Here is a 13,426-nt window from a genome sequence, read left to right on the forward strand (position 1 = left end):
TCAGCATTACCCGCGTTTACCGGCTGCGATTACGATTTGCGCGCAAGCCAGCGCATCCGACAGCGCTTCGTGATGATTGAGAGCGATCTTGAGCTCCCTGCAAACGTCTGAAAGCTTAGTAGGATAAATGTTCCAACGATTTCGGGCGATTTGCACGCAACGAAAGGGAAGGCCGGGCGCGCGTATTCCATAGGTCGCGCAACAAGCCTGCAGCACTCGCTTATCGAATGAAGCGTTATGCGCCGCGATAAAGTCCGCGCCCTGGAGGTGAGGCTCAAGTCGTGGCCAAAGCGCGCCAAAATCTTCCGACGAGGATACGTCCTTCCATGTCAACCCATGTATGTGGGTGAATTGAAATCGCCTGGATGGCGGCCTTATCAAATGGACTTCCTTGCAAACGATTTTGCTGGCGACGACCTTTGCCAGCCCGATTGAGCAGGCGCTGTCGGGAGCGTCATTCGCGGTTTCAAAATCAATCGAAACGAAATTCACGACCATTCCCGACATGCTTCAGCTATGGGTCTGAAAAGCCTTATAATAAAATATCTGTCAAGCGCGCGGGCGCCCGATTCGCCGCCCAAGCGGAAAGGAACGGCCGCAAGAAGCCGTCGCTGCGCGGTTCGGGCGAAGCGAGGCGTTCTCTTGGGCTACGACGCTCGCCCGCGCAATCGGGCGCTGGCGGCAGACCGGCGATCCGCGCGGATCGAACCTGCTTTCCCCGGTAACGTCGCTATCGAATCGTCCCGGGTCGGCCAAACAAGGAGAAGACGGCGTTTCCTTCCCTGTCCGGCGCAATGACGACCGTCGCCGTCCGCCCCGCCACAAGGCGCACGTCCGACGGCGGCCGATCGAGCGCAATCCGGACGGGAATGCGCTGAGCGAGCCGCACCCAGTTGAAGGTGGGGTTCACATTGGCCAGAAGATTTGCGCCGCTGCTTCTGTCGCGGTCCTCGATGCCGGCGGCGATCCCCTCGACATGGCCGAACAGCGCCTGCCGTTCGCCCATCAGATGCATGGCGGCGCGGTCGCCGACATGTATCATGGGAAGCTTGGTCTCCTCGAAATAGCCGTCCACGTGAAGGCTGTCCTCGTCGACAAGCGCCGCGACCGCCTTGCCGGCGGTCACATAGCTTCCCGGCCGCAGCTCGAAATTCGTTATCGGCCCATTGACCGAGGCGCGGACATCCGAGCGCTCGAGATTGAGGCGGGCGAGATCGCGCTCGGCAAGCGCCTGCTGATAGGCCGCTTGGGCCTGACCGTGCTGGCCGGCCACATTTTCGAACTGCTGCTTTGAAACGGCGATGTTGTTTTTTGCGTCCAGCGCGCGATAGCGCCTGAAGTCCTGCGAAGCGACCTCGAGCGCGGCGGCGCGGCCCGCGAGCGTCGCCTCGGCGTGGCGCAGCGCCAGCTCGAAGCGTTTCCGGTCGATGCGAAAGAGAATGTCGCCCTTTCGAACGCGCTGATTGTCATGCGCCAGCACATCGCTCACAAGGCCGGAGACGTCGGGCGCGACGGCGACGACCTCGGCGCGAACGCGCCCGTCGCGCGTCCAGGGCTCCTCTTCGTAATAGACCCAGAGGCGCCAGCCGACGAAGAGCGCCGCCGCCGTCAACGCGGCGGTGAATAGAAACCCGAAGGATCTCGCGATCGCTTCCTTCATAACGAGGCCCCCGAAAGAAAGTGCAGGAATGCGCCAAGGAGACAGACGAAGACAGCGAGGTTGACCAGGCCCCGATGCCAGAGGAGTCCGTAAATTCCTGAAGCGCTAAGCGCCGTCCTCACCAGGGAGGCGAAGATGTAGGCGAGCGGCGCGCAGACGAGAAGGCCCGGCGCATAAAGCCCGAGGAAACTGACTTCCGCGTTCACGGATCTCCTCCTGAGCTGGCGATCTGAAGGGGCGCCGCTTCGGGGAACAGGCATCGGCGCAGACCCACGAGCGCGAGCAGCGCCATCCTGTCCGCTGGCGCGTCGGGCCGCAGGGCTTGAATGGCGCGATTGAGCGACTCGAGCATGCGCTGATCCAACGGCGCATGCCGCCGGCAGCTTCTTCTCAGGCGCAACAGGGCCGCGTCGAGTCGTCGGCGGGCGCTATGCGGCAGATCGGCGCGCGCCTTGCGGATTTCGACCATATTCAGTCCAGCCCGCAACTGCCGCATCGCATCGGGCATATCCTCGTCGGCGGATTGAACGATGGGCGCGATCGTCGACAGCCTGTCGAACATCATACCGAGCAGATAGGCGTCGTTGCGCCGGCCCCGTATATTGGCGACCTCCGCGAGGCTGCGATTATTCGCCCGAAGGAATCGCGCAAGACGCCATTCGGCGCCGGCCACGCGCAACGCCGCCGTCGTAGCGGCCGCGACCGCCATGCCGGCGATCATTGCAAGGCCGGTGTTCAGGAAGGCTTTGGCGTCGACGTCATAGGCGCTCTGCAGCGCCATGGTCGTCGGCATGAGAATGCCAAGCGCAATGCCGATCACGAAAGTCTTCGGCTCCGCGATCAGCAGGCCGAAGACGAGCAAAGCTGGCGCAAGAGCAAGCGCGAGGGTCTCGAAACTATGGACCCTGGGAAGAATGACGAACACATAGACGCCCGAAATGGCGACGGCGACGGCGCTCCAAACCCCGAATTTCCGGATGGAAGGCGCGGGGTCGTCCTGCGTCGCGAAAAGACTGCCGGCGACGGCCGCCATCATCGCGGCGGCGGCCCCATCCGGCCAGCTCGTGAGGATCCAAAACGCGCAGCACAGGATGAGCGCGGATGCGAGCGTCGCGGCCGCGATCAGCGCCCGGGCATGCTCGTCGTGGCGAACGCGCGATGCGTCTGCGTCGATCGGGAAGGCGAGAGGAATGTCCAGGCTCCGCCTGTCGGAAGCGAGAGCGCCCGCAAGGGCGTTATTGTCGGTGAAGAGCGCGACGAGATCGCGTAGCCGGACGGCAAAGTTCAACTCGACGAGCGCGCGCCACGATGCGACGCCGCTCAAAGCCTTTATGTCTGCATCGACCGAGTCCGGCGTTACGGCGCTCGCGCCGGCGGCGTCGGTCGCGAGCGCCGCCTCGACACGCGCCAGCAAGGACGCCATTCGAGGCGACGGACCGCCGAGCCCGCTTAGTTCGTTCGTCAGATCCCTGATCGCCGAGATCGCAGCCAATGTCATGAGCATGCGCGGAACAAGGCTCTGAACCAGCGGGAGAGACGCGCGGTCTGCGGCCGCCTCAAAGGGCAGATGCTCCGCGAGAGATTCGATTTTCGCCGTATCGCCCGCAAGTCGCAGCCAATGCGCCTCTCTCACGCCTGCATTGGTCTCGCGCAGGGCGTCGCGCGCCGCCGCTCGCGCCTCGTCAAGCCAAAGCGCCGCGCGTTCCGCGACAGCCGGTCCGACGCTGCGCGGAAAAAGAAGACTCGAGGCCAGCGCGGCGCAGAAGATCCCGACAAGGATTTCCTCCGTCCGCGCGAGCGCGAGATCGAAAATCTCGATCGGCGCGTCAACCGCCGGGAAGCCGATGATCGCCGTCGTATAGCCCGCGAGCATGAAGGCGTATCCGCGCGGCGTGCGGTCCAAAATCGAAAGATACAGGCAAAGGCCGGACCAGAGGGCGACGGCGAGCACGAGAACCAGCGGCGCATTCACCAGATTTGGAACGAGCAGAATAGCCGCGCCGGCGCCGGCCAGCGTTCCGATCGCTCGGTAAAAGGACTTCGAGAAGGTCGCTCCCATCAGCGGCTGCGACGCGATGTATACGGTCGCGAGCGCCCAATAAGGCCGCGGCAAATCCTGCCAGAAGGCGATCGCCAGCGCGAGGACGCCGGCGAGAAGCGCCTGGATGGAGAAAAGCCAATGTTCCCGGCGGGGCGGCAATTTTTTCCCTTGGAAGATGAAGGCGGTCGCGGTGTCGAGCCCTTGATTTTCTAAAAATGACCGCTTAGTCATTTCTTGTCAAGAGATGGAGAGTTGGATGGCGGTCGCCCATCCGCGGCAAAGCGAGTCCCGAACGGCAAAGCTTCAATCGCGCAAGAGAGGCCCGAGCGGCGAAAAGACGGCGCAGACGCGCCGCACGATCGTTTCAGCGGCGCTCGCGGAGTTCCTGGAAAGGGGCTTTGCAAGCACGACCATGGAGGCGGTCGCGCGGCGGGCGGGCGTCGCAAAGGGCACGCCCTATCGCTACTTCCCCACGAAGGAAGCTTTGTTCGAAGCCGTGGTTCGGCAGGAGATCGCCAGCGCGGTCGTCGATGTGAACGTCGCCAACCGGGCGCCGGGCGAAAGAGTGGGCGCGTTTCTCAGACGCACCATGTCGCCCGCAATGGAAGCGGTGGAGCGGCAGGGTCGCGCGGCTCTCGCGCGGCTTGTCCTGACGGAGGGCGTGCGATTCCCGGTGCTCGTGGAAATCTATCGTCGCGAAATGTTCGACCCGCTTCTGGACCAGCTTCGTCATCTGGTGAAATCCGCGAGGGAGGACGGAGAGTTGAAGTCCCACGCGCTGGCGGATCACCCGGAGCTGCTGATCGCGCCGATCTGGTACGGCATCGTGCATAACGGCTTGCTCGATCGGTCCCAGCCCCTCGATATCGGCGCGCTCTTCCAGGCCAATCTCGATCTGCTCTTCGAGCCGTGAGGGCCGCGCTTCCTTACGCACGCGATTTTTTCTATCACTGCTTTCGCCGGCGCCTCAGGCCTCCACCCAGCGACTCAAGGCGCTCTGCGCCTCTTCGTCCAGTTCCTTCGCCAGTGCGACATGCAGCGACTCGGCCAAGGCCAAACGCAGGAGCAACAACGCCATCTGCTCAGGCAATGGCTCGCGGGTGACAGCCTCGATAGATAGCCGCACCGCCATGCCGACCTCACGCTGGATCAATAGCGGGGTTTGCTCATGTTCTTTGTTGATGGAGATGACGGGCCGCATGTTCACGTCCTCCCTGCGCCAAAACCCGGTGGAGGCCTAAGTAGTTCCCGCTAGAAAGCGCTCCTTGTTCACAGCTCGGGCGCCGCTCGGATTCTCGTAGCGTTTCAAAACGTCAGGGTAACGACGATCGTATCGGCGTAGACGCGCGACGACGGCGTCGTTTGAGGCGGAATGCGTCCGTAAACCGGCGCCGATTGCGCCAGGCGGACCCTGTCCCGCTGACCGTGTTGACGCCGGCCGTATCGCCGAAAGGCTGTGTGCGCGCGGCGTCCCTGTAAAGGCCGTATAATATGAATTCGGACGCCTTCGTCATCCTGCGCTGCGTGGGATCCGTCGCGGAGGAAAGCCCCCCATTCAAGCCGATGGTGAATGGCGTGCCATTCGTGCAGAGCGGCGACACCGTCGTGCCGCCATCCACCGCGGCGTTCAATACGCCCAATGTCCCGAAGCTGAGATTATTCGCCGTGACGGAGCAGTTGGGCGCGACGCTCGCCGTGACGTCGAATGTCGTGCTGGCGGTGCTGGTGAGAAGATTGCAATTGACCAGAGAGAGCAGGCCATACTGAATGATCGCGTCGGATGAGCCGAAATGGCTGGCGTACGAGCCCACCGGAACGCTTTGCTGTCCCGCATAGACCTGCCCGTACAAGGTCGCATGTCTGGTGACGGAGCCGATGAAGAGCGGGAAATCGATGACGATCGGGCTTCCGCCGTCCCCCGCCCAGAGAAGTTGGATCCGGCGGGATTGGTTGCGCCGGATCGAAGCCATAGGCGACGCGGTTGAATTCACAAAAAGGCGAGAGCGATTCAGACAGGCGTTTCGGCGTCGCGCCGGAGCGAATACGCGGCTGTGGCGGCGAGCGGCGGCTCGGCGCTGGCGACAATCCCGCGCCGACGCCGACTGGACGCGGTTCGCGCCCCGACCAAATAGCATGTGCGTCATGGCGGGTGAGTTTCAGGAGGCGCGCGAGAATGCCCATCGAGACGGCGCAGCTTGGTGCGGATTGCGGAGAATCCCGAACGCTTGGCGCAAGCATCGCTTTTTCCACTGCGCTCGTTCTTGCGCTCTTCGTCTTTTGGAGCGCCGCTTCCGGCCCCCGCAGCGCGCATATGGCGGCTCACATTTTCGTGATGAACGCGCTCGCGCCGATCATGGCGCTCGGCGCGGCGCGTTGCGGCTTCCTGCATGGCGTTTTCGGCTGGGGCCGCGCGCTTGCCGCCGGCGCAATCCTGCAAATCGCCATCCTCTACGCCTGGCATGCGCCCGGAGTCATTGCGGGCGTGGAAAACCGCCCGATCGCCCATGCCGCCATGCACATGGCGCTGTTCGCCTCGGCGTTCGTTTTTTGGCTGGCCATCCTCTCGCTCGCGGCGGCGGCGCTTTGGCGCGGCGTTCTTGCGCTGGCGATCACCGGCAAGCTCGCCTGCCTCCTTGGCGCGCTGCTGCTTCTTGCGCCGCGTCTCATCGACCGCGGAGCCGGCGGCGGAAGCGGCGACGCGCTCGACGACCAGCATATGGCCGGGCTGATGATGCTGGCGGCTTGCCCCTTTTGCTATCTTTTGACGGCTGTCGGCGCAGCCTCGAAATGGCTGCGCTTCATTGAAGCGCGCGCCTCGCGGCTCGACTCGCCGCCTATGCCAACCTCTGGGACCTATTGATGGGCGGTTCGACGGGCTGGCGCTTCTTTGCGGGCGCGGCGGGCGCGCTCGGAGCCGCCGGCGTCGGCGTCTTTCTGGTTGTGGCGTCGGGCCTATACGACGTGGCGGCCAGCAAGCCGCATTTTGCCGTCACCTACTGGCTCCTGGACTTCGCCAAGCGCCGGTCGATCGAGACGCAGAGCCTCCTGATCCGCGCGCCGCCATCGCTGGACGATCCGGATTTGGTCGCGCTCGGCGCCGCGCATTATCTCGGCGGATGCGCGCAATGTCACGCCGCCCCGGGACAGCCGCGCAATCCCATCGCATCGAGCATGTCGCCGCAGCCCGCGGATCTCATTCGCGCCGTACCGGCATGGACGCCGGCTCAGCTATTCTGGATCGTCAGGAATGGGCTCAAATATACCGGAATGCCGGCTTGGCCGGACATAGCCCGCGATGATGAGATATGGGCTCTTGTCGCATTCCTGCGCGTGCTGCCGACGATGACCGCGGAGCAATATGCCCGGCTGTCGACGGGGGGATTGCCGCTTCCCGCGCGGAGCGGGCGCGAAATTGCGGAATATGGCGCCGAAGCCGAAGCGCTCTCGCAATGCAGCCGTTGCCACGACCCGCCGGCGCCCGGAGCGGCGAGCGGGCTTGTCCCCCAGCTCGCCGGCCAATCTCGCGCATATTTGGAGCTGGCGCTGCGCGATTACGCGGAAGACAGGCGGGCGAGCGGCGTCATGCGGCCCGTCGTGGCCGAATTGGACGGCGAGAGCATCGCCTCGCTCTCGAAATATTATTCCGAACTGCCGCATATGCGCGGCGCCCCCGCCGACGAAGCGAGGATACGAGAAGGCAGAAAGATTGCGGAGCGTGGAGACCTCGAAACGGGCGTCCCGCCTTGCCTCGCCTGCCACGGCGGCGCGAGCGCGGCGACATTCCCAAGTCTCGACGGACAGAGCGCGCGCTATCTTGCAGGTCAACTGCGCCTTTGGAAGAGCGGTCAGCGAACGGGATCGGTTCAGAGCAGCATCATGGCCGTCATCGCGGCTCGATTAAATGAGGAGCAGATCGAAAGCGTGACGCGCTATTTCGCCAGCGTTCAGCCGTCTCCGCCCCAGACGCCGGCGCCGCCGGCGCGGCGCCCCGTGCGTCGCTGACGCCGATGCGACGGGCAATAAACGCCGCTCTCCTTGCAGCCGCCGCGCTGTCCGCAGCCGGCTGCGAGGGCGTGCAGTCCGCGCTTGCGCCCGAAGGCCTGCACGCGGAACGCGCCGCCTTCTTGTTTTGGGCGATGGCCATTGGCGGAAGCGCTATCTTCATCGTCCTGATCTTCCTTGCCGGCTTGGCGTTATTTGCGCCTTTCCCGTGGCGCCGATGGCTGGCGCGTGAGCCGGTCCTGATCGGGGCCGGCGTCGTCTTTCCCATCGTCACGCTCTCGGCCCTGCTGGCCTACGGCTTTATCGAGACCGGCTCCGGCGGTCCGGACGGCGGAGACGCGCGACCGGTAAGGATCGCCGTCGAAGGGCGGCGCTGGTGGTGGCTCGTCACCTATCGGGACGAACATGATCGGCCGATCGTATCAGCCAATGAATTGCGCATTCCGGCCGGTCGGCCCGTTCAGATTGAACTGACGAGCCGCGACGTGATTCACAGCTTCTGGGTCCCGAAGCTTGCCGGCAAGCTCGACATGATTCCCGGCCGCGTCAGTGTGATGACGCTGAACGCCCGAAAGACAGGGATCATCCGGGGCCAATGCGCGGAATATTGCGGAGGCGCTCACGCCCTTATGTCGTTCAACGTCGTCGTTACGACGCTGGAAGAGTTTCAGGCATGGCTCAGACGCGAGGCGGCGCCGGCGCGGGAGCCCGCCGACGCCCTTGCCCGGCAAGGCAAGGCGTTGTTTTTCGCGGGCGGCTGCAATGCCTGTCATACGATCCGGGGCGCGGCGGCCGCAAGCGAGCTCGGGCCCGACCTCACGCATATCGGCGGCCGCACCTCGATCGGAGCCGCCACGCTCGGCGTCGACAAGGCGGATTTCGCCCGCTGGATTGCGGACAATCAGCGCATCAAGCCCGGCAATCTGATGCCCGCCTACGGCATCTTCGATCAAGGCCAGTTGGACGCGCTGGCTTCCTATCTTGCGGGCCTTCGCTAGCAGACCTCGCTTGAGCGCGTAAGCCGCCGCTCTACCTGCCACAATGGCGGCGCCCCTCGGAGGGGCGCGAGCGCCCGAAAATGCAGGTTCCCGCGTGAATCTTCCCAATGAGACTCCACGCCCTCCGGGCGAACTTGAAGAGCTTGAGCGCATCTGGGCGCTTCCGCGCGGGTTGGAGAGGCTCACGGCCGTCAACAACACCTCGATCGGCCTGCTCTATATGGGCGCGGCCTTTCTATTCTTCCTCCTTGCGGGCGTCCTCGCGCTGCTGATGCGCGCGCAGCTCGCCGTTGGAGACAATCGCTTTCTCTCGCAGGCGGTCTACAACCAGATCTTCACCGTCCATGGCACGACGATGATGTTCCTTTTCGCCGTGCCCGCCATAGAGGCGCTGGGCGTCATTCTGCTCCCGCAAATGCTGGCCGCGCGCGATCTTCCCTTTCCACGTCTGAGCGCCTTCGCCATATGGGCCTATGTCATTGGCGGGCTCGTTTTCTTTTCAACGATTTTTTACGATCTCGCGCCGGATGGCGGCTGGTTCATGTATCCGCCGCTGACCTTGACGACCTTTTCGCCCGGCGACAACGCCGATTTCTGGCTGCTCGGCATCGGCTTTATCGAAATATCGGCGATCGCGGGCGCGATCGAGATCATCGTCGGCGCCCTGCGCACGCGGCCGCCCGGCATGTCGCTCGACAAAATGCCGATCTTCGCCTGGTCGATGCTGATCTTCGCCGCGATGATCGTCTTCGCCTTTCCGGCGGTGATCCTCGCCACCATGCTGCTTGAGATCGAGCGGTCTTTCGGCTGGCCGTTCTTTACCGCCGCGAAAGGCGGCGACGCGCTGCTCTGGCAACATCTGTTCTGGTTCTTCGGCCACCCGGAAGTCTACATCATCTTCCTGCCTGCGGCCGGTCTCGTATCGATGATCGTTCCGACCATGGCCCGTACGCCGCTCGTGGGATATCGCCTGATCGTCGTCGCGCTGATTGCGACGGGCTTCTTCAGCTTCGGTCTGTGGGTGCATCATATGTTCAGCACGGGCCTGCCGGCGTTGAGCCTCGGCTTCTTCTCCGCGGCCAGCATGGCGGTCGCGATCCCGTCCGGCATCCAGGTCTTCGCCTGGATTGCGACAATCGCCTCGAGCGAGCGTTTCCGGATCACGACGGCGTCGCTGTTCACCTTTGGTTTTTTATTCATCTTCGTCATCGGCGGACTGACGGGCGTGATGGTCGCGCTCGTTCCTTTCGATCAGCAGGTCCACGACACATATTTCGTCGTCGCGCATTTCCATTACGTGCTCGTCGGCGGCATGGTGTTTCCGCTTTTTGCGACGTTTTACTATTGGGCGCCCATGGTCAGCCGCAACATGCTGTCGGAGCGGCTGGGGCGAGCGGTCTTCTGGCTGATGTTCATCGGCTTCAACGTCGCGTTCTTTCCGATGCACCTGACCGGCCTCATGGGCATGCCGCGCCGGGTCTGGACCTATCCTCACGCGCTGGGCTGGGATAATCTCAATCTCGTTTCCACGATCGGCGCTTTCATGCTCGCGGCGGGCGTTCTGCTCTTCGTGATCGATCTTGCGATACGATTCAGGCCAAGCGCCGTGACGACCGGCAACCCATGGGCCGCGGGCACGCTTGAATGGCTACCGACGGATGTCTATTCGACGCGCAGCATTCCTTACGTCTCCAGCCGCGAACCGTTATGGGATCAGCCGGGCCTTGCGCGAGACGTCGAGGCCGGCGCTTACTATCTTCCCAATGCGCCGACCGGGCGGCGGGAAACGATCGTCACCTCGCCGATCTACGCCGAGCCGGAATATGTCATCCTGATGCCGGGCCCCGGCTGGGCGCATTTCTTCGCCGCCGTCTTTACCGCCGCATTTTTTCTCCTGCTCACGGTGAAGGCCGTGGCGCCGGCGCTCGCCTGCGGGCTCGCTGCAATCGTCGCATGCTTTGTATGGGTCTGGGAGCTCGATCCCGGTCCGGGGAAAGGCGCGATCGCGATCGGCGGCGGGCTTAAGGCGCCCACTTATGTGACAGGTCCCTCGTCCCATTCGTGGTGGGCGATGGTCGTGCTGATGCTGGTCGCCGCCTCGCTCTATCTCGCCTACGCCTTTTCTTATCTTTATCTATGGACGGTTCATCCCGAGATCTGGCCGGGCGGACATGCGCTCCCTCCTCTGCGCTGGCCGGCCGCGGCCTCGGCGCTCGCGATTTTCAGCGCGGCGTCATTCGCGCTGGCGGGCCGCCTGTTGCCCCGTCCCGGACATGCCGGCGTGTGGACGACGCTGCTGGTTATCGTCGGGAGCGCCAGTCTCTTGGGCTCGGTCGCGGCCGACGTCGCGGGCCTTTGGCTCGCCGGGCTGCGGGCCACGGAAAGCGCTTACGGCGCGATGGTCTATATGGCCGCCATTCTCAACGGCGAGCTTGCATTCGCGGTCGCGCTCATGAGCGTGTTCGTGCTCGCGCGGCTGATTGTCGGCAAGCTGGACGCCGCGCGCCGCGTCTCCTTCGACAACACCGCGCTGCTTGCCTACTACGCCTCCGGACAAACTCTGTTCAGCCTGCTGCTGACCCACGGTTTTCCGAGGGTCGTCGACTGAGGGGACCGCCGTGACGGAAACATCGGCGCGACACGAGGGTTCGCTTGCCAAGGCGCTTTTTCGGGCGCTCTTTGGTCCAATCCTATGGGCGGTCCACTTCTCGCTCCTCTACGCGATCCATACCGTGCTCTGCGTCATCGACATTCGGCCGCCCGACCGCGCGGGCGCAACGCTCGCCGCAAGCACGCTGCTCACGATCGGCGCTCTGGCTCTCCTCGCCGGATTCTTCGTCGCCCGCTGGCGCAGCGCTTCCCGCCAACGCAGCCAGGCGGAACGGATCGCGGAAACATTCCTAGACGACATGTCGACGCTGCTGATCGTTCTTTCCGCCGGGGGCGTCCTGTGGGCGGGGGCCGCCGCGGGATTCATCAATGCCTGCGAGCCATTGCGCTAGGCGCACGACTTCGTTCCCCGTTTGCTGCCGCGCTTGCGTCTGGCGGGCCTGCGTTTTTCCAACAGAATAAATTCACGGGCGCCGCTACCGTAATATTGACTGTGATCCATCGGTTAACGCGGCTTCCCATTGTGAACTCTTTCATTGTTCGATTCTATATTTCATCACCCTGAATTTATTGTCAATAATTGATTGGGCCTCTTCGAGGCGGTCGCAAACAGCGCGCGAGGCAAGACTCGTCTAATCGACCGCTTCGCCCCAATCCCGCAGAACAAAGTTCTAGCGCAAGGAGCCGGCGAAGATTACGCTTTTTAACGATGGTTTAAAAAATTCCCGGTGCGCGACTGGCCCCTCGTCTAGTTCGCAACGGCGCGATCGCCTAACATGTCGGCAAATCTCTGTCCCGCGCATTCATTCCAATAAACAGGACGTCCCGCATGGCCCCCAAGGCTTCCTTTGGCGCGCCGAGAGTCATCTTTTCCGTGGCCACGGCGCTCGCCGTTTTGGGCGCGGCGTCCTGGTGGGGTCTTGCGCATTTTACAGAAGCCGCGCCCATAAAAGTCGGGATCCTGCATTCGCGCTCCGGCCCCATGGCGATCAGCGAAAATTCCATGGTCGACGCGGAACTGCTGGCGATCGAAGAGATCAACGCCAAAGGCGGCCTCTTGGGTCGGAAAATACAGCCGGTCATCGCAGACGGGAAGTCCGACTGGCCAATCTTCGCAAAAGAGGCCGAGCGGCTGATTGTCGAGGAAAAGGTCTCGGTCATTTTCGGATGCTGGACCTCGGCGAGCCGGAAAACCGTCATGCCGGTGATCGAGAAATATCAGCAACTGATGGTCTATCCGATGGCCTATGAGGGCCTCGAACAGTCTCCCAATATTATTTACACGGGCGCGGCGCCGAATCAGCAGGTCATTCCCGCCATCAAATGGAGCCTCGATCATCTGGGCAGAAGGTTCTACCTGATCGGCTCCGATTATGTCTGGCCGCACAGCATCAATGAAATCATGAAAGATACGATCAAGGCGCTGGGGGCGGATCTTGTCGGCGAAGATTATATCTTTTTCGGGAGCTCCAATGTCTCCAAGGCGGTCGAAGGAATAAAGGCGGCGCAGCCGGACGTGGTGTTGAGTTCGGTCGTCGGCGATTCCAACAAGGCCTTTTATCGGGCGCTGACCGACGCCGGTCTTTCCGCTGAAAAGCTGCCCGTTGTCTCCGTGAGCATCGGCGAGGAAGAACTGCGCAGCCTGCCGATCAGCAGCCTTCAAGGCCATTACAGCGCGTGGAATTATTTCGAGGCGATCAAAACCCCTGAAAATGAACGATTCGTCGCGAATTTTCGCAAAAAATACGGGGACAACCGCGTCACCAGCGATGTGATCGCGACCTCTTATTTCAGTGTCAGACTCTGGGCGAAGGCGGTTCAGGAGGAGCAGTCGCTCGACGTCGAAAGAGTCCGCAGGACCATGTTGACGGAGACGCTCGACGCGCCAGAAGGCCTCGTCTCGGTCGACCCTTACACCCAGCACAGCTGGCGATCTTTCTCGGTCGGCAAGATCAGACCCGACGGCCAGATCGAAGTGGTCTGGACAGTGAACCGGCCTATCCGTCCGGTTCCCTATCCGCCGTCGCGCACCAAGACGGAGTGGAATGAATTTCTGACCGCCATGTACACCCGATGGGGCGGCCGCTGGGCCAATCCGACAGAGGCGAATTGATC

Annotated in this window: 13 protein-coding genes and 1 pseudogene; 7 read left to right on the forward strand and 7 right to left on the reverse strand. The window is 63.1% G+C overall.

All coding sequences use genetic code 11. From position 1 onward, the window contains the following. Positions 1-6: 6 nt before the first annotated feature. From ACV7JP_RS05740 to ACV7JP_RS05755, 4 genes are all read right to left on the reverse strand, one after another. Positions 7-498, reverse strand: a complete 492-nt coding sequence (locus ACV7JP_RS05740; RefSeq protein ID WP_457798263.1) for a 3'-5' exonuclease — start codon at positions 496-498, stop codon at positions 7-9. A gap of 232 nt (positions 499-730) precedes the next feature. Continuing rightward, the gene (locus ACV7JP_RS05745; protein ID WP_457798264.1) at positions 731-1,660 is read right to left on the reverse strand and encodes an efflux RND transporter periplasmic adaptor subunit; all 930 of its coding nucleotides are present in this window, start codon (positions 1,658-1,660) and stop codon (positions 731-733) included. Beyond that, positions 1,657-1,866, reverse strand: a complete 210-nt coding sequence (locus ACV7JP_RS05750) for a DUF1656 domain-containing protein (protein WP_457798265.1) — start codon at positions 1,864-1,866, stop codon at positions 1,657-1,659. The genes ACV7JP_RS05745 and ACV7JP_RS05750 overlap by 4 nt, the downstream gene beginning before the upstream one ends. Further along, positions 1,863-3,860, reverse strand: coding sequence for an FUSC family protein (locus ACV7JP_RS05755; protein ID WP_457798266.1), 1,998 nt, complete (start codon positions 3,858-3,860; stop codon positions 1,863-1,865). The genes ACV7JP_RS05750 and ACV7JP_RS05755 overlap by 4 nt, the downstream gene beginning before the upstream one ends. A gap of 97 nt (positions 3,861-3,957) precedes the next feature. On the opposite strand from ACV7JP_RS05755, the gene ACV7JP_RS05760 reads away from it, so the two are divergent. Continuing rightward, positions 3,958-4,614, forward strand: coding sequence for a TetR/AcrR family transcriptional regulator (locus ACV7JP_RS05760; RefSeq protein WP_457798267.1), 657 nt, complete (start codon positions 3,958-3,960; stop codon positions 4,612-4,614). 54 nt (positions 4,615-4,668) lie between these two features. On the opposite strand, the gene ACV7JP_RS05765 is transcribed toward ACV7JP_RS05760, so the two are convergent. The 3 genes and pseudogenes from ACV7JP_RS05765 to ACV7JP_RS05775 all read right to left on the reverse strand — a co-directional run. Then, positions 4,669-4,902 (reverse strand): hypothetical protein, encoded by a 234-nt coding sequence (locus ACV7JP_RS05765; RefSeq protein WP_457798268.1) that lies wholly within the window; start codon positions 4,900-4,902, stop codon positions 4,669-4,671. A gap of 104 nt (positions 4,903-5,006) precedes the next feature. Then, positions 5,007-5,198, reverse strand: coding sequence for a spore coat protein U domain-containing protein (locus ACV7JP_RS05770; protein WP_457799041.1), 192 nt, complete (start codon positions 5,196-5,198; stop codon positions 5,007-5,009). Next, positions 5,123-5,845, reverse strand: a pseudogene (locus ACV7JP_RS05775) (Csu type fimbrial protein); the annotation flags it as partial. The pseudogene ACV7JP_RS05775 and the gene ACV7JP_RS05770, both read right to left, overlap by 76 nt. 29 nt (positions 5,846-5,874) lie before the next feature. Between ACV7JP_RS05775 and ACV7JP_RS05780 the strand changes: the two are divergent. The 6 genes from ACV7JP_RS05780 to ACV7JP_RS05805 all read left to right on the forward strand — a co-directional run bounded on the left by ACV7JP_RS05780 (position 5,875) and on the right by ACV7JP_RS05805 (position 13,424). Then, positions 5,875-6,561, forward strand: coding sequence for a cytochrome c oxidase assembly protein (locus ACV7JP_RS05780; RefSeq protein ID WP_457798269.1), 687 nt, complete (start codon positions 5,875-5,877; stop codon positions 6,559-6,561). Beyond that, a complete protein-coding gene (locus tag ACV7JP_RS05785; RefSeq protein ID WP_457798270.1) occupies positions 6,561-7,703 on the forward strand; it encodes a c-type cytochrome in 1,143 nt (380 codons plus the stop codon). Before ACV7JP_RS05780 ends, ACV7JP_RS05785 begins: the two co-directional genes overlap by 1 nt. Before the next feature lie 5 nt (positions 7,704-7,708). After that, positions 7,709-8,701, forward strand: coding sequence for a cytochrome c oxidase subunit II (locus ACV7JP_RS05790; RefSeq protein ID WP_457798271.1), 993 nt, complete (start codon positions 7,709-7,711; stop codon positions 8,699-8,701). 94 nt (positions 8,702-8,795) lie between these two features. After that, positions 8,796-11,309 (forward strand): cytochrome c oxidase subunit I, encoded by a 2,514-nt coding sequence (gene ctaD / locus ACV7JP_RS05795; RefSeq protein WP_457798272.1) that lies wholly within the window; start codon positions 8,796-8,798, stop codon positions 11,307-11,309. A gap of 10 nt (positions 11,310-11,319) precedes the next feature. Continuing rightward, positions 11,320-11,703, forward strand: coding sequence for a hypothetical protein (locus ACV7JP_RS05800; RefSeq protein ID WP_457798273.1), 384 nt, complete (start codon positions 11,320-11,322; stop codon positions 11,701-11,703). 437 nt (positions 11,704-12,140) lie between these two features. After that, positions 12,141-13,424 carry an urea ABC transporter substrate-binding protein gene (locus ACV7JP_RS05805; RefSeq protein ID WP_457798274.1) on the forward strand — a complete coding sequence of 428 codons (1,284 nt, stop codon included), beginning with the start codon at positions 12,141-12,143 and terminating at the stop codon, positions 13,422-13,424. Positions 13,425-13,426: the final 2 nt, after the last annotated feature.

It is taken from the genome of Methylocystis sp. S23, assembly GCF_054106005.1.